Annotated in this window: 15 protein-coding genes; 12 read left to right on the forward strand and 3 right to left on the reverse strand. The window is 35.6% G+C overall.

What is annotated here, in order from left to right:
* Positions 1-237 precede the first annotated feature (237 nt).
* Together NQ185_RS19580 and NQ185_RS19585 are read right to left on the reverse strand one after the other, a co-directional pair.
* Positions 238-513, reverse strand: coding sequence for a hypothetical protein (locus NQ185_RS19580; protein ID WP_257583757.1), 276 nt, complete (start codon positions 511-513; stop codon positions 238-240).
* Positions 514-822: 309 nt separating this feature from the next.
* Positions 823-2355, reverse strand: coding sequence for an alpha/beta hydrolase (locus NQ185_RS19585; RefSeq protein ID WP_257583758.1), 1533 nt, complete (start codon positions 2353-2355; stop codon positions 823-825).
* Positions 2356-3025: 670 nt separating this feature from the next.
* Between NQ185_RS19585 and NQ185_RS19590 the strand changes: the two genes are divergently transcribed.
* Positions 3026-3292 (forward strand): hypothetical protein, encoded by a 267-nt coding sequence (locus tag NQ185_RS19590; protein WP_257583759.1) that lies wholly within the window; start codon positions 3026-3028, stop codon positions 3290-3292.
* Positions 3293-3349: 57 nt separating this feature from the next.
* On the opposite strand, the gene NQ185_RS19595 is transcribed toward NQ185_RS19590, so the two are convergent.
* Positions 3350-4135 (reverse strand): SGNH/GDSL hydrolase family protein, encoded by a 786-nt coding sequence (locus NQ185_RS19595; RefSeq protein ID WP_257583762.1) that lies wholly within the window; start codon positions 4133-4135, stop codon positions 3350-3352.
* 162 nt (positions 4136-4297) lie between these two features.
* Between NQ185_RS19595 and NQ185_RS19600 the strand changes: the two genes are divergently transcribed.
* From NQ185_RS19600 to NQ185_RS19650, 11 genes are all read left to right on the forward strand, one after another.
* The gene (locus tag NQ185_RS19600; RefSeq protein WP_257583764.1) at positions 4298-5032 is read left to right on the forward strand and encodes a YveK family protein; all 735 of its coding nucleotides are present in this window, start codon (positions 4298-4300) and stop codon (positions 5030-5032) included.
* Entirely contained in the window at positions 5025-5726 is a 702-nt protein-coding gene (locus NQ185_RS19605) for a CpsD/CapB family tyrosine-protein kinase (protein WP_257583765.1), read from the forward strand. The genes NQ185_RS19600 and NQ185_RS19605 overlap by 8 nt, the downstream gene beginning before the upstream one ends.
* Positions 5727-5795: 69 nt before the next feature.
* Positions 5796-6563 carry a tyrosine-protein phosphatase gene (locus tag NQ185_RS19610; protein WP_257583766.1) on the forward strand — a complete coding sequence of 256 codons (768 nt, stop codon included), beginning with the start codon at positions 5796-5798 and terminating at the stop codon, positions 6561-6563.
* A 335-nt stretch (positions 6564-6898) separates the two neighbouring features.
* Positions 6899-8716 (forward strand): polysaccharide biosynthesis protein, encoded by a 1818-nt coding sequence (locus tag NQ185_RS19615; protein WP_307001724.1) that lies wholly within the window; start codon positions 6899-6901, stop codon positions 8714-8716.
* Positions 8717-8737: 21 nt separating this feature from the next.
* Positions 8738-9613, forward strand: a complete 876-nt coding sequence (gene galU, locus NQ185_RS19620) for a UTP--glucose-1-phosphate uridylyltransferase GalU (protein WP_257583768.1) — start codon at positions 8738-8740, stop codon at positions 9611-9613.
* Positions 9614-10232: 619 nt separating this feature from the next.
* A complete protein-coding gene (locus tag NQ185_RS19625) occupies positions 10233-10862 on the forward strand; it encodes a sugar transferase (RefSeq protein WP_257583769.1) in 630 nt (209 codons plus the stop codon).
* Positions 10859-11788 (forward strand): glycosyltransferase family 2 protein, encoded by a 930-nt coding sequence (locus NQ185_RS19630; protein ID WP_257583771.1) that lies wholly within the window; start codon positions 10859-10861, stop codon positions 11786-11788. Before NQ185_RS19625 ends, NQ185_RS19630 begins: the two co-directional genes overlap by 4 nt.
* A gap of 162 nt (positions 11789-11950) precedes the next feature.
* On the forward strand, positions 11951-12925 hold the full coding sequence (locus NQ185_RS19635) for an SDR family oxidoreductase (RefSeq protein ID WP_257583772.1): 975 nt from the start codon (positions 11951-11953) through the stop codon (positions 12923-12925).
* 42 nt (positions 12926-12967) lie between these two features.
* Positions 12968-14278 (forward strand): nucleotide sugar dehydrogenase, encoded by a 1311-nt coding sequence (locus NQ185_RS19640; protein ID WP_257583776.1) that lies wholly within the window; start codon positions 12968-12970, stop codon positions 14276-14278.
* A gap of 276 nt (positions 14279-14554) precedes the next feature.
* Positions 14555-15598, forward strand: a complete 1044-nt coding sequence (locus NQ185_RS19645) for a glycosyltransferase family 4 protein (RefSeq protein WP_257583777.1) — start codon at positions 14555-14557, stop codon at positions 15596-15598.
* Between the two features lie 101 nt (positions 15599-15699).
* Entirely contained in the window at positions 15700-16866 is a 1167-nt protein-coding gene (locus NQ185_RS19650; protein WP_257583779.1) for a glycosyltransferase, read from the forward strand.
* Positions 16867-16918 lie beyond the last annotated feature (52 nt).

Genomic DNA, 16918 nt, shown 5'->3' on the forward strand with positions numbered 1-16918 from the left:
AAGGAAGGGTTCGCTTTTTGACCCTTCCTTTATGCAGAGGCCTCCAAGCGAAGTGAAACGGAGCGCGGAAGTAAAAAGATACGTCAAAACTTGGCTAATTTTTGTCCATTATATTGACAGAAGTCCAGAATTGATGAAAATTGAATTAGAATTGGTGAAGATTTTGAATGAATTGGTGAAATTCGAAAAAGGTAGTGAAATGAAATGGAAAAAGTCGCGGGCTCGCGACTTTTTTCATTATTTGTTGGGGAATGGGAGCTTAAAGTATTTGAAAACATTGATGGCGTTGTCGTATGCATTTTTGAGCTTTTGATTGATCTTCTTTAAATCCTCAATTTCTCTTTCCAACATCGTTTTTTTATAGTCTAGATTTTCGAGTCTGATTTGAAGGGCGAAAAGCTTTTCCTCTGTTTCAGCTAACTTTATTAATAACTCCATTTGGTCCTGTTTGGAGGAATTTCCGCCAGGTATGACGTATAAGTTATTTTTCTTTTCTAATGGCAGTGCGGACATTTTTCATCTACTCCTTAGATTTGAATGTGATTGTGAAGTTTAATCCGTGTATATAATATCCATTTACCTTATAATGGGACATTTCATCATTTAAGGTATGTGAGCATTGTTGAATTTCTAGATACTCACGAGAACCAAGAATGGGACTGCGAGAAATCAGAGATAATCTTGATTGCACGTGATACTTACCAAAACTGGAGTCTTATTACACATTCGTTACAAAGTACCGGATCATTGCACGAATGCCGGTACTTTTACTAAAATTACGCGAACAAATGGTACTGGACGCCTGGCCATGGAAGAAAACGTCTAGATTCCGAGGCCGAGGGACTTTTCTTTTTCTGCCAACCAGCTGGGTGAGATTTGGTAGAGGAGGTTGTAGATTTCGTCGCAGTCCTCTAATACCTTTAGTGAATTTTCCAAAAAGTCTTCCGCTAGGTCGTCTCCTTTTGTGTCGAGCAGCCATTGGCCGGTCCATACTGCTAGTTGGATAAGTCTTGATTCGATGTTGTCTCGCTTTTCCAAAAACCAATCGTCGAAGATTGCTGTTAGGTAGTTAACGGATTGGAGCTCGGAAAAGATTTCGAATGTGCTTCTTGCTTTTTCTTCATCATCGCGATTGTAGAGAGCCTTGTCGATTTTTTCGATCAACTCTAGGGCGTCGCATGTGATTTCACCATTTAGATAAATATGCTCACGGTCCACGACGAGAACGGAGTCATCTAAGATACTTTTTAAATGTGATAAATAGACCCTCAAATTCTTCTTGGATGTGTACAAATGCATCTTCGGCCATAGAGTATCGCATATTTGCTCCCTTGATGCAGTTTTGTGAAAAAGGAGGAATATGAAAATTTGTTTGGCATAGCGCTGGTTCCAGCCTTTTGTAATAAGCCTTCCGTTTACTTCAACGCGAAAAGAATGGAGCAGCTCCACTTGAATATGGTTTCCATAGGTTTTTCTTTTCGTTCCTTCCAAATAAACACTCTCACTGTAAAGGCGCATTTTTTCATTGATTGTACAAGCAATTTCATCTTGCTGGTACACGTCTTGCTTTTCCATTGCACAAAATTCAGTGATGAATTTCCCCGTCATTTCGGGTTGGTCAATCATCATGAAGGAAGACGCATTAGGAACAACAGAATATTTGAAGTGTTTTAAATGGATTGCGTTAAGTGCTACTAAATATTGCGGGAAGATCAATTCCCTTTCACCTGACAAAATAAGAGTTGGAATCCTTGTTTCATTCATAAATGGAATGGGCTGAGTGTATAAGGTTAAACCCATTATTTTACTATAAAGATCAAGTGGTGTTTTATTGATAATATTCCGGAAACGCCCGTACTCCGGTTGTTCCTCGGTTAAATTCGTCGTTTTTTTCAGCAACGAGTCAGTAGGTATATAGCTTCCATGTGACGTAATCAGACTCCTATGTCCCCTAATCAAATCATATTCTTCCTCCGGGAAGCAGGCCAGTGTCATGAGAACCATTTTTTTTACCATTTTTTCATATAAAATGCTGAATTTTAATGCGACAAGCCCGCTAAATCCCATTGCAGCAATATAGACGGAATTTAATTTTAATGATTCAATTAAAAACTTCAAATCTTCTACATATAGGTCAATCGTTATTTCTTCGTCTCCTCTGTCACTTTGGCCAAACCCTCGCAAGTCGTAGGTCACCACATTTAAATGATCATTTACAAATGGAAGAATCGAATTATATAGAGTATGATCCGTTATATTTGTATGAATTAATATGAGCGTTTCCGCCTGGTCATTGTGCTTGGCTTTATTTATTGTGTAAAAAAAATTGATGTCCTTTTTCCTGAGGATTGGCACAAAAATCACTTCCTTTAGCGATAGTGTACTGATATATATTCATTCCGTAGAGTTGTTTCACTAATTTTTTCACTTATTTGATAATAGTAAACGCTACCTTAAAGAAATCTTAAATACAAGTAACTTTTTGTATAAATTTTGGAAAGAAGCGACAAACTCTGCGTTTGAATGGTGAGATCTTCATACGAAATAAGAATTAATTGTACGAATTACTGCGAAAAAAGCGATTCTGTAGCGATAGTGTAACGCCCATTATTTTACAATGTGTGACATTGGAAATGTATCGAAAGTCCTGTTATGCAAAAAGGGTCATCAGGCTTTTTTGTCAAAAAATATCGAAAACCATGACTTTAGTTACATTTTCAATGGAAGGATGAAGGCTATACTTTTTAACAAATATGTCTGAGAACTAATTCTATAGACCAGGTACAGCAATTTGTTATAGAAATTCGTGATTTTTAAAGGGGGTCCTTTTTCGTGAGGATTTATCATATTTTATGTGCACTTTATCATGAGCGAAGGTCCAGGAAGCTTCGTGTAGAAGGGCCTTATCAATCATTTAAGTTTGTCGAACATCGTAGAAAATATAATTATCACATGAACAAAATCAAGTAGGAGGAAGTATCTAATGCCCGAAAAAACTCTAGGAAAAAAGAACAATTCCTAAATCGTGTTATTGCTGATAGATGGTTGTCCAAACAAAAACAATCAGAGCTTGGCTGAAACTGAAAGCAAGCTGTTCGATTTACAAATGAATTATGAAAAACTTGATTATGAAAAAATCATTCTTGAAAGAGAAATGAAAGAATTAAAGACGATTAATCGAGAACTGAAAAAAGTAAACAAATATGTATTGGGTTTATATAAATCTTTTAAGCTTCCATTATCTTTGAGTATATTGTTGTCTGAATATCGAATTATAATGTATAGATTTTAAGAATTAAGAACACCGCCCAGAATTGCACGAATGAGTCCGAGGCGGCGTAGAATTCAATTAATCCGCGATGAAGCGGTTTTTGAGGAAGGTGAACCAGAGTTCGTGTCCTTTCTCATTTGGTACATCGCGGTCTTGTATGTACGTTTCTAGTTCTGGGTCTTGAATGTCAGGCCATTCGGACCAGTGGTCCCAGTATTCGAAACCTTCCGACTCAGCAAACTCTTTAAGTGTACCCACCTGGGCCGGGTAGCTCGATGTGTTGTATACGGGGTGGGGCGGCTGCAAGACAAGTACGGCTCCACCCAAGGCGTCGGCAAACTTCTCTATGTTTCCGCTGTTATGCTGCGGGGCGCCTGCGTTGTCGATCCAATTGAATGGTTCGAATAAAACGAAATCGGGTTTCCAGACTGCTATTTCATCCACATGACCGCCGCTAATGAATTGATCGGACGACAGGTCGTATTCGAAAATTCCGACTTCGATATTTTCGTCTCCATATGTATCGACTAGTGCATCCTGCAACTGAGCAGACCAACCACCTGTTTCTTTGCCAAGTGCGGGGGATCCAACAATCGCGAGTTTGTATTGGCCGCCACTCTCTAGAGCCGCGCGGAAATCTGCTTGTGCGGTACTTGGCCAATTCACAGTTCTTTCAAAAAGATCGATAGTAACGAGTTCGCTCTCCTCAACTTCTGTAGGTTCGATTTCTGTTTCTTCCTTATTTACCTGATCTGCTGAAGCTTTAAATGAAGAAATGTCGGTTTTGTTTTTCCAATAAAAGTGTCCCGCTGCTAAAAGTACAACACATGCTAAAACAGATAGTGTAGTAATGAATGCACGCAATGATTTCCCTCCTAATAGTACGATAGAACGATTTTTGCTAGATTATGTAAGTTTCCTGTGAAAATACTGGAAATTTGATAATATGTAGTAAAATATAATAGAATACTATGCTATAATAATACACATTATGGAAGAAGTCGACAATCACAGCAGGAGGGTACTATGGAAGAGACGATCAGCTTGAAGGAGCTTATGCAAACTTTAAGAAAACGACTAAGTTTAATTATAATCATTACTGTAGCAGCCGTTACAATTAGCGGGGCTGTTAGTTTTTTTGTGTTGACGCCGATCTATCAATCTACGACGCAAATACTTGTGAACCAGGCGAAGAGTGATCAGCCTATTTACAATACTTCAGAAATACAAATGAACTTGCAATTAATCAATACATATAACCAAATTATTAAAAGCCCGTTCATTTTGGATAAAGTCATTGATGAAATGAAACTAGATACGAGTGCAGGTGCTCTTGCTGGAAAAATTAACGTACAAAGTGCGAAAGATTCTCAAATTGTTAATTTAACCGTTCAGGATCCAAATCCAAGAAAAGCGGCACAGCTTGCGAATAAAATAGCGGAAGTTTTTCAAAAGGAAATAGTTCCTTTAATGAAGGTTGATAATGTAAACATTATTTCCAATGCGGAAATTAATCCAAATCCAGTAAAACCGGAGCCAAAGTTAAACATTGCGATTGCTTTTGTTGTAGGATTGATGGCGGGTGTTGGGGTAGCGTTTTTACTTGAATATTTGGATAACACCGTTAAGACAGCAGAAGATGTTGAGCGGATTTTAGAGTTGCCGCTATTAGGATCAATAGCTACATTTGATGACCAAAAAGTTGAACGACCTGAAAGAGCAGGACGTAAAACAAGGGTAAGGAGTGAAACAATTGGCTAAACAGAAACCACCAGCGACATTACAGTCAGGAAGAAGAAAGCTGATTGCGAAGTTTAATCCGAAATCTCCTGTATCTGAACAATATCGAACAATTCGAACAAATATACAATTTTCTGCTGTTGATGAAGATATTCGAACCATTATGGTGACTTCTTCTGGACCGGCTGAAGGAAAATCGACTACAGCTGCGAATCTCGCAGTGGTGTTTGCCCAGCAAGGAAAGCGGGTCCTTCTCGTTGATGCAGATATGCGGAAACCGACCGTTCATTATACTTTTGGGATGAATAATGCTTACGGGCTCACGAATATTTTAACGAGACAAATGGAATTAACTGAAGCCGTTAAAACAACAGACCTTTCGACATTGGATATATTGTCATCAGGTCCGATACCTCCGAATCCTGCAGAGTTACTGAGTGGAAAAGGAATGGGGGGATTTTTCATTAATGCTAAGGAGGAGTACGACACAATTGTTTTCGATACTCCACCAGTTTTAGCTGTTACGGATGCGCAGGTGCTCGCGAATAAATGCGATGGGACGATCCTTGTTATATCTAGTGGGAAAACTGAAATTGAAAGTGCGCAAAAAACGAAAGACCTTCTTATGTCAGCGAAGGCAAAGGTTCTTGGTGTTGTTTTAAATAATAAAAAGATGGAAAAGCACGATTATTACTACTATTATGGCACAAAATAATATTGACAAATTGCGGAAGTATAGTAAATTATTACTAGGATAATAGGTCGAAAAAAGGGAGGGTTTAAGATGATTGATATACACTGTCACATATTGCCGAATGTTGATGATGGCGCTAGTCATTATACAGACAGTTTGCTTATGGCAAGACAGGCACAAAGTGAAGGTATTCATACCATCATTGCCACTCCCCACCATCAAAATGGTTCCTATCAAAACACAAAACTTGAGATTAAAAGTAAAGTTGCCGAATTAAATGACTTTTTTAAAACGGAAAAAGTAGATATTCATATATTGCCTGGTCAAGAGACTCGTATATATGGAGAATTACTGGAAGACTATGAAGCTGGTGAAATCATAACGCTCGCTGGCATCTCAAGCTATCTTTTCATCGAATTACCATCCAGCCATGTACCACATTATACAGATCAGCTTTGCTACGATATACAAGTGAAAGGTTTAATTCCTGTAATTGTGCATCCTGAAAGAAACTCAGAGATTGTACAGAATCCCGAAAAGCTATACAAGCTTGTAAAAAACGGGACGGCGACACAAATTACAGCTGCGAGTTTTTCTGGCTATTTCGGCAAGAAGATTCAGAACTTTACATTTGATTTGGTGGCAGCGAATTTAACTCATTTCATGGCATCTGATGCCCATAATACAACAACTCGTGGTTTTAAGATGTCAGAGGCTTGCGATTTGTTGGAAACGAAATTCGGACTAGATTCAGTTTATTACTTTATGGATAATGCAGAATTGATTGTAGATGGTAAAGACATTTACAGAGAGGTTCCAGAGCAAATAAAGAAAAAGAAGATATTCGGACTATTCTAGGTAATAATTCGATTATTTTTTTTCACCCAAAATTATTATTTCGCTATACTAAATGTCTAAAAATGTCGAATTGCAATTCCATAACTAATTCGGTAATGTCTCCTATCCGATATAATTGGAGGCACTCGGTCATGCTGTGGGTGGGAAACCACCTTAGACGCGATTTGTTGTCGAAAGGATGGTGTGAGGATGGGTTGGATGCCCAGTTTATTTAATTTATTTACTAAACAAACTTAAGAATTGTTTATAAATGTCTAACGAAAGCTTACAATCTTGTAAGTTTTCGTTAGGCATTTATTACTTTAAATTTAATTAATAGAAAAGAAGGGATGAACTTGACATATCAGAAGCGGGTTCCGCTATTGATGCTCCTTGATTCAATTATTGTTTTATTTTCCATCTATGTAGGGTATTTCATCTTGCATCCTTTTTCAGACTTTTATACTTCAAAGCTATTACTTATAAGTTCTATCATCTTACTCGTTAGCCACCATGTGTTTGCTATTATGTATCGTCTTTATAATAAAGTGTGGGAATATGCAAGTGTTGGGGAGTTACTAACAATTACGAAGGCTGTCACGCTGTCTATTATAATGGCTGCCGTAGCACAAGGGATTGGGACTGGTAATGTATATTGGCGAGTATTACTGATTACGTGGATGATGCATGTTCTACTCATTGGCGGATCTCGCTTCTCGTGGCGGATGTATCGAGATCATCATATTAAATCAAAGCTTGAGAAAAGGCGGACGCTAATTGTTGGAGCGGGTTCTGCTGGAACGACCGTCGCAAGACAGCTCTTACATAATAATGATATTGATTTGGAGCCCGTTGCGTTTGTAGATGATGATATTAAGAAATACAAGCTTGAGATTTTCGGAATATCAGTTTGTGGGGATATAGAACATATTCCAGCCATCGTTGCAAAAGAAAAAATAAAAGATATTATCATTGCGATTCCTTCTTTACCTAAGACGGAAATTAGAAGGATATATGAAGTTTGTGCAAAAACGGATGCCAAGATCAAAATCATGCCGATGATTGAAGATATTATGACGGGGAAAGTTTCCGTAAATGCAATTCGTAACGTTGAGGTTGAGGATTTATTGGGACGTGATCCTGTAGAACTAGATATTAGCAGCATCTCTGAAACAATCACTGGTGCCACTGTGTTAGTAACAGGCGCTGGGGGTTCTATTGGATCAGAAATTTGTAGGCAAATATGTAAGTTTGCTCCGAAAAGACTCATTCTGCTCGGGCATGGTGAATTTAGTATTTATAATGTAGACATGGAATTACGTGGGCAATGGAAAGAGATTGAAATTATCCCAGTCATCGCGGATGTACAAGATCGTACACGTATTTTTGAGGCGATGGAAGCTTATCTACCTGATGTCGTCTATCATGCAGCAGCTCATAAACATGTTCCATTAATGGAATATAATCCAAGAGAAGCTGTGAAGAATAATATATTTGGAACGAAAAATGTTGCGGAAGCAGCAGATACATTTGGCGTTCATAGTTTTGTACTCGTTTCAACTGATAAAGCAGTTAACCCTCCAAATGTGATGGGAGCAACAAAGCGAATTGCGGAAATGATCATTCAAAACTTAGCGAAGGAAAGCAATACGAAATTCGTAGCGGTTCGGTTCGGAAACGTACTTGGAAGTAGAGGGAGTGTCATTCCTTTATTTAAAAAGCAGATAGAGGCTGGTGGTCCTGTTACGGTGACACATCCTGATATGACGCGATATTTCATGACGATTCCAGAGGCTTCAAGACTTGTTATCCAAGCAGGAACACTAGCACGCGGCGGGGAAGTATTCGTGCTTGATATGGGGGATCCTGTAAAGATATCAGATCTTGCCAAAAACTTGATTACTCTTTCAGGCTATACAATAGAAGAAATCAGAATTGAGTATAGTGGAATTCGACCTGGTGAGAAGATGTTTGAGGAATTATTGAATGAAAATGAAGTGCAGAAGAAGCAAGTTTTTCCGAAAATTCATATTGGAAAAGCGGAGCCGCTTGGGAAACAGGAATTATTCCATCTGATTAATAGCTTAATAGATATGCCGATTGATGAAATAAAAGAAACAATTGTATCTGTAGCAAATAATAAAGAAGTAAGAAGACTTCAGATTGCTGAATAATTTAGACCTGGAGGGTGTTCATTGAAAACTGTTAAAAAAGCTATCATCCCGGCAGCGGGACTTGGTACTAGATTTTTACCAGCTACAAAAGCAATGCCGAAAGAAATGTTGCCGATTGTCGATAAGCCGACGATCCAATATATTGTTGAGGAAGCAATTGAATCGGGGATTGAGGATATTATTATTGTAACGGGTAAAGGAAAAAGGGCAATTGAGGATCATTTTGATAATAACTTTGAGTTGGAAGATAATTTGGTGAAAAAAGAAAAGTATGAATTGCTGGATAAGGTAAGGCAATCTTCGAATGTTGATATTCATTATATTAGACAGAAAGAACCAAAAGGATTGGGACATGCTGTTTGGTGTGCAAGGAAGTTTATTGGTGATGAGCCGTTTGCGGTTTTATTAGGTGATGATATTGTTCAGGCTGAAACACCATGCTTGAAACAGTTGATTCAGCAGTATGAAGTAACGCAATGTTCCGTTGTAGGTGTACAGCAAGTGCCAGATGAAGAGACTCATCGGTATGGGATTGTTGAACCTTTAGTTCAAGAGGGTAGAAGGTACGAAGTACGAAGTTTTGTGGAAAAACCGGAGCAAGGGACGGCTCCTTCTAATCTTGCGATTATGGGGAGATATGTGTTTACGCCGGAAATTTTTACTTTTTTGGATAGGCAGGAAGTTGGTACAGGTGGAGAAATTCAGCTAACAGATGCGATTCAGATGTTGAATGAGTTGCAGCAGGTGTATGCTTATGATTTTGAGGGTGAGCGGTATGATGTTGGGGAGAAGTTCGGGTTTATTAAGACGACGATTGAAGTGGCCTTGCAGGATTTTGAATTGAAAAATGAGTTACTTGTTTATTTAGAGGGATTGTTGGAAAAGATTGAACGTTAAGTTGAGCTCAGTAGCCCTGTCCATATTAATTACTGCAATATGGACGGGGCTTTTTTGGATTTTTACTGATAGAAATTATAGTAATCATCACAATCCTAGGGATTTTCTTCTGCATAGCTCCTCTATCGTATATATCAATCATTGAAGGTGTGAAGGAGGATGCTTGCAACACTAGTAGGGAAATATTAAGAAACGCTTATGAATGAAATCTGGTATTAGAAGGTCAGGATCATTTGGATTATTTATTCAATTAATTTGCACGGTACTTTGGAAGAAATTGTTGGAAAAGGGGTGATTACGTATTAGGATGGCGCAGTTATTTGTAGTGTGCACTCCAAGGGGGATGAGGATATGGACGAAGTTCCATGGTTGTTAAGAAATGATTAAATGGTACATGTGAACCGAGTATCGTACTTTGATTGAACGCTAGAAACCTTTCGGGATAAGGGTTTGAGGTGTTTTTAGTGAGGGTTATATATTGATTGATAGATTGAATAGATATTACGAGGTGGCTTTACCATTTAGATAATATTTAGTAGTTTAGTAGTTGGTTGGAAATACAGATATTTCCAGTTAAGTCCTAACTTACTAAAATAACTTTTCGAGGAGTGCTACAGGTATGTATATGAAAATTAAAAGATTGTTAGATATCATTCTTTCTTTAATTGGACTTATAGTATTATCGCCGATTTATTTAATTCTAATTATTGCTATTAAGTTTGACTCAAGAGGTCCAGTTCTTTTTAAGCAAAAGCGCGTTGGAATGAACAAAACACATTTCAATATTTTAAAGTTCCGCACTATGAGAATAGATACTCCGAAGGACACTCCAACTCACTTATTAGATAACCCGAAACAGTATATCACAAAGGTGGGTAAGTTTTTGAGAAAGACTTCACTTGATGAGCTACCACAGATCTGGAATATTTTTGTTGGACAGATGAGTATAATTGGTCCCCGCCCAGCATTGTGGAATCAATATGACTTGATCATTGAACGTGATAAATATGGAGCGAATGATGTTCCACCAGGGCTAACTGGCTGGGCACAGATTAACGGGCGTGATGAACTTCCGATTGAGGTCAAATCCAAGTTGGATGGGGAATATGTTAAGAAGATTAGCCTTTGGATGGATATAAAGTGTTTCTTAGGGACCATCGTTAGTGTAGTGAAGAGTGACGGGGTTGTTGAAGGTGGGACCGGAGTTAAAAAGGAAATTGCGAGTACTAAGGAGACTGTAACTAAATGAATGTAGTGAATAAAAGGGTAAGTGTTATTATACCAACATATAAACGAGATATAAAGTACCTTTTACGAGCTATTGATTCAATAAAGAATCAAACTTATAAGAATACCGAGATAGTCATAATTGATGATAACCCTCCTAATTCTAATTTTAGAAAAAAGGTCCAAGAGTTTATGAAAGTATATAGCGGTGACCCAGATGTAATTTATTTAATGAATTCAAATAATGTTGGGGGATCGTTAGCTAGAAACCACGGAATTTATGCTGCAACAGGGGATTATATTACATTTCTAGATGATGATGATGAATACTTACCAATGAAGGTGAAAAAACAATTAGAATTTATGGTAGATAACGACTGTGATATGTCATTTACTGACCTTAAATTGGTAAATGAAAATAAAGTAGTATTAGAATATCGAGAATATCAAAGTTTAAAGAAATTCGATAAACTCAGTTTGTTAAAATACCATATAATGAGACATCTCACTGGCACACCGACTTTTATGTTTAAATCTGAAAAAATAAAGGAGATTGGTGGGTTTGATGATGCTAAGATGGGTCAAGAATTCAATTTAATGCTTAAGTCAATTGAAATGAATTTAAAAATTCGATACTTGGCTGATTGCGAAGTGCTTGCGTATAGGCATAATGATGGAGGTATTTCTCAGGGCAGGAATAAAATTGAGGGAGAAAGTGAGCTATTCAGATTTAAAAGAAAGTACTATCATCTGTTTTCCTTGCGTGAAAAAATGTTTATTAGTTTCAGGCATTATGCAGTGATGGTAATTGCTTATAAGAGAAATAAGAACTATTGTCGAGCAATTTTTAGTGGGATTTTAATGCTGTTGGCTTCACCTTTGGATTTTATAAAAGAAGGTTTTAGATTTATGGTTAATAAATTTAGGTTTAGAAAAATTGAGTATTGAGATTATTCGGCAATAAAGAAATTATGGTTATATTGCAATAACTAAGTATGACAAGAGGTAATTTAATAAAGTGTGCTATTTAAGCTAAGAAGACTTGCAGGATTATTGAAATTTCATTAAATAATTAAAAATTTATATATTTCATAGATAGGAGATAATAATATGGGCTATGAAAATACTATTTTTCCAGAAGGAACTAGTTTTTTAGTAACAGGGGCTGCTGGATTTATAGGCTCTAATTTGGTTGAGACAATTCTTAATTTGGGATATGAGGTCCGTGGATTAGATAATTTTTCAACCGGGAGAAGGGAAAATGTAGAAGAATTTTTAAATTATGAAAACTTCGAGTTCGTAGAAGGCGACATACGGGACTTTGAAATATGCAAAAATGTATGTGAGGGTGTTGATTATGTTCTCCATCAAGCTGCACTGGGTTCAGTACCGAGGTCTATGAAAGAACCATTAATTTATGAAGATAATAATATAAAGGGAACGGCTAATATGATGGAAGCAGCAAGACTAGCTGGCGTAAAACGGTTTGTGTATGCTTCATCGTCATCTGTTTATGGAAATTCAACTAAACTACCTAAAGTTGAGGGGGAAGAGGGAAATGTATTATCCCCTTATGCATTAACAAAAAAGGTAAATGAACAATATGGAAGCTTATATACTCAGCAATATAGTCTTGAGTGTATCGGGCTTAGATATTTTAATGTTTTTGGACGACGACAAGATCCAGATTCCCAATATGCAGCTGTAATACCTAAGTTTATTAAGGCGATTAGAAGTGGTCAACAGGTTGAAATCTATGGTGATGGTGAACAGTCAAGAGATTTCACATATATAGAAAATGTCATAGAGGCAAATCTAAAATCATGCATTGCTCCAAAAGAAGCATGTGGAAAAGCCTTTAATATAGCATTTGGAGAACGATTCACTGTTAATCAAATGTATAAATTAATGTGTGAATTACTGGAGGTTGAACTGGAACCTAAATATCTAGATCCTCGTCCTGGGGATATAAAACACAGCTTAGCGAGTAGACATAACACTGAAAATTATATTGGGTATGCCCCGAGTTGGAGTTTTACAGAGGGATTTGTAGAGGCTTTACAATGGTATAAGGAATATATCTAAATAACTAAATTACTAACTAATTGAATTGAGAGGCGAAAATTAATGAGTTTATATGAAGCTATTAAAGATAGAAATGAAAAAATATGTGTTATTGGTCTTGGATATGTCGGTATGCCTTTAGCTGTATCTTTCGCAAAGGTTGCCGATGTAGTAGGATTTGATATTTCAAGGGGAAAAATACAGCAATACCAAAGTGGAATTGATGTAACAAAAGAAGTAGGAAATGAGGCAATAAAAGAAACTACAGTAGAATTTACATTCGAAGAAAAGTTCTTGAGAGATTGTAAATTTCATATTGTTGCTGTTCCAACTCCCATCAATACAGATAAAACCCCGGATTTAGGACCTGTAAAAGGGGCAAGTAGAACAGTAGGTAGAAATCTTACTAAAGGATCAATCGTAGTATTTGAATCAACTGTATTTCCTGGTGTAACAGAAGATATATGCGTACCTATTTTAGAAAAAGAATCTGGTTTAAAATGCGGTGTTGACTTTAAAGTTGGTTATTCTCCAGAAAGAATTAATCCTGGGGACAAAGTCCATAGACTTGAATCAATTGTAAAAGTTGTTTCAGGTATGGATGAGGAATCGCTTAACGATATAGCTAGTATCTATGAATTAATAATTGATGCTGGTGTCCATAGAGCGGAGAGTATTAGAGTAGCGGAGGCTGCAAAAGTAATAGAGAATTCACAACGTGATATTAATATTGCTTTTATGAATGAACTTTCAATTATTTTTAACAAAATGGGAATAGATACAAAGGCTGTATTAGAAGCAGCAGGAACGAAGTGGAATTTTCTTAACTTCTCTCCTGGCCTAGTTGGTGGTCACTGTATTGGGGTCGATCCATATTATCTTACTTATAAAGCGGAGGAAATAGGTTATCATTCTCAAATTATTTTATCGGGCCGAAAGATAAATGATGACATGGGTAAATATGTTGCTGAGAATACTGTGAAAAACCTTATAAAAGCTGATAAGCAAATAAAAGGAGCAAAAGTTGCAATTTTCGGGGTAACTTTTAAAGAAAACTGCCCAGATGTAAGAAATACAAAAGTAGTTGATATTATAAATGAGTTGGAAGAGTATGGAATTGAGGTGAAAGTGGTTGATCCTCTGGCTGACAAAGAGGATTTGTGGAGAGAATATCGAATTAACCCATGTAATATTGAAGAAATTAAAGATATGGACGCTTTAATTTTTGCAGTACCACATGAAGAGTTCAAAACAATAGGTTTAGACGAAATAAGAAAGATGTATTGGAATCATAAACCTGTTTTAATTGATATTAAAGGAATGTTTGACCGGAAATCAGCAGAAAAAATGAACTATTTATATTGGAGACTTTAAACTTTTTTTATTGTGAAAAAGGCTTAAAAATTTGATGAAGTTGTGCTAATACATTAGAATGATTGAATTAAAAATGTAATAGCGCAACTAAATTTCAATCCTTTAGATTTTATTTTGCTACCCCATCAATTCCACCTTTTTATATTTTAAAATTATGAGCAAGCCAAACAAGTATGACCATAGGATAATACAGACTAATTTTTAATACTTATTTGGTACATGTAAAGATTAACTTTATCAATTCATTGATTTTCAGAAGGAGTAAAGGGGAAAGTTATGCCGAAAATAGGTATTGTAGGTAATTTTTCATTTAATAAAGAGGCTAAAGGTGGACAAACTATAAGAACGAGAATTGTGTCTGAAGATTTAATAAGGAGATTTGGGGAAGAAGAGGTCTTATGTATCGATACAGATGGTTGGAAAAAAAATAGATTGAAATTGTTATGGAATTGTATTAAAATTTCGATTTTATGTAAGAACATTATTATCTTGCCCGCTCATAATGGAATACGTATTTTTATTCCTTTGTTTATTATTTTAAAATTTTTATTTAATAAAAGGTTACATTACATTGTAGTTGGTGGATGGTTGGCAGATGACCTTAAAAAAAATAAGTTTCTTTTGAATTTTTCCAGAAAAATTGACTATGTATATGTCCAAACAAATACTTTACGTAAAAAGCTAAAAGATATGAGTATTAGTAAGAATATATTTATTTTACCTAATTTTAAGTTAGATGAACCTTTAAAGCATAACAAATTAATTACTGAGTTAAGCATACCTTCTAAAGTTTGTATGGTCTCAAGAGTTAACCAAGAAAAGGGAGTAGAGGATGCAATTGAAATAGTTAAAAGAATCAATAAAAGTAGTGGTAGGGTTAAGGTTATTTTAGATATATACGGACCAATTGAAAATGAATATGAAGAAAGATTCTATAGTGTAATTCATGAACATACCGATTGTATTTCTTACAAAGGATCTATAAATTATAATGAGATAATAAACGTGTTAAGTAAGTATTACCTTTTATTATTTCCGACTAAGTATTACACCGAGGGCTTTCCTGGAACTATAATTGATGGATTATTAGCGGGGGTTCCAGTAGTTGCTTCTAGGTGGGAATCTTACGATGATATCATTAAAGATGGTGTTACTGGAATAACATATGAGTTTGGAGATAATAATGATTTTTATAGTAAATTAGATTACTTATTAAATAACCCTAAAGTAGTTGAATCTATGAAGAAGGAATCTTTGAATGAAGCTAAAAAGTACACCGCTGATTACGCAATGGAAAATCTTATAAATAAATTAAAGTAGTATCAAGGTAATAGTAAAAATATACTTTTATTTTTAGAAGTGGAATATTAAAGTTCAAATAGTTTTATTTTATGTTGGACATAGAAGGGGATTGAGCGATAATGGCTAAGAAGAAAATTGGGCTTCTTGTGCCAGATTTACAATCAGGTGGTGCCGAACGTGTTATTTCAATAATATCTAATCTATTAAGTAATGAATACGAGGTTTATTTTTTTCTATTTGACTCTAATAAGATTAGCTATAAATATAGCGGAACCCTTATTGACTTGAACAGTAAAGCTAAAGGAAATATTTTAATAAAAATACTAAATAGAATTATAAGGATTGTCAAATTATCATACTATAAAAGGAAATTAAAATTGGACACAGTTATTAGTTTTTTACATGCAGCTAATGTTGTAAATGCTGACTCAAATGGTCGAGCAAAAAAAGTATTATCATGTAGAGGATACAGGGATTTCGTGAAAAATAGTAATAGATATTATAAATTATTGAAGAAATCAGATCTAATGTTAGTACAAACACAAAGAATGAAAAATGAGTTCTTAAAAAAATTTGAGATTAACGAAGACAAAATACAGGTTTTAGAAAATCCATATGAGTCAGACACAATAAAAAAATTAAGTTTACAAGCTATTGAGGACGATGTTCAAAAATTTATTGATAAACATAGAACAATATGTTCTGTGGGTACTTTTAAAAAAGATAAAGGGTTTTGGCATCTAGTTCAAGCATTTTGTAAATTAAAAAAAACATTGCCAGATGCAGGGTTGATTATAATTGGTCATCGTGGTGAAATGGAAGAGCAAATTAAGCAGATGGTTACAGAATCATCGTACTCGGAGGACGTACTATTTTTAGGATACCAGGAAAACCCCTTTAAATATATATCAAAGTGTGATTTATATGTATCTAGTTCTTTGCACGAAGGCTTTCCAAATTCACTTGTTGAAGCAATGCTTTGTGGTGCTCCAGTGTTATCAACAGATTGTAAAGTTGGTCCAGCAGAAATACTAGGGAAAGAAAATATAGAACAAGAAATTTGGGAAATCAATTTTGAGAAATATGGAGTATTAGTTCCAGCCTTAGAGGAAGAAGTAAGTTATTCAATAAATAGAATATCTGAAAAGGGTAAACTATTAGTTGAAGCTATGACAGTATTGCTCTCGAATGAGGGCATGAGGAAAAATTATAAAAAAGTAGGTCGAGAAAGAGCTTGCGAATTTGATGTTAAACATTTTTACAACAAAATTAATAGAATAATATGATAAAAATAATATTCACTTAACAAAGTTAGATATTAATTGAAACCATTTTGTT

The organism is Lederbergia panacisoli (assembly GCF_024626525.1).
Classification (GTDB): Bacteria; Bacillota; Bacilli; order Bacillales; family Bacillaceae_C; genus Lederbergia; species Lederbergia panacisoli.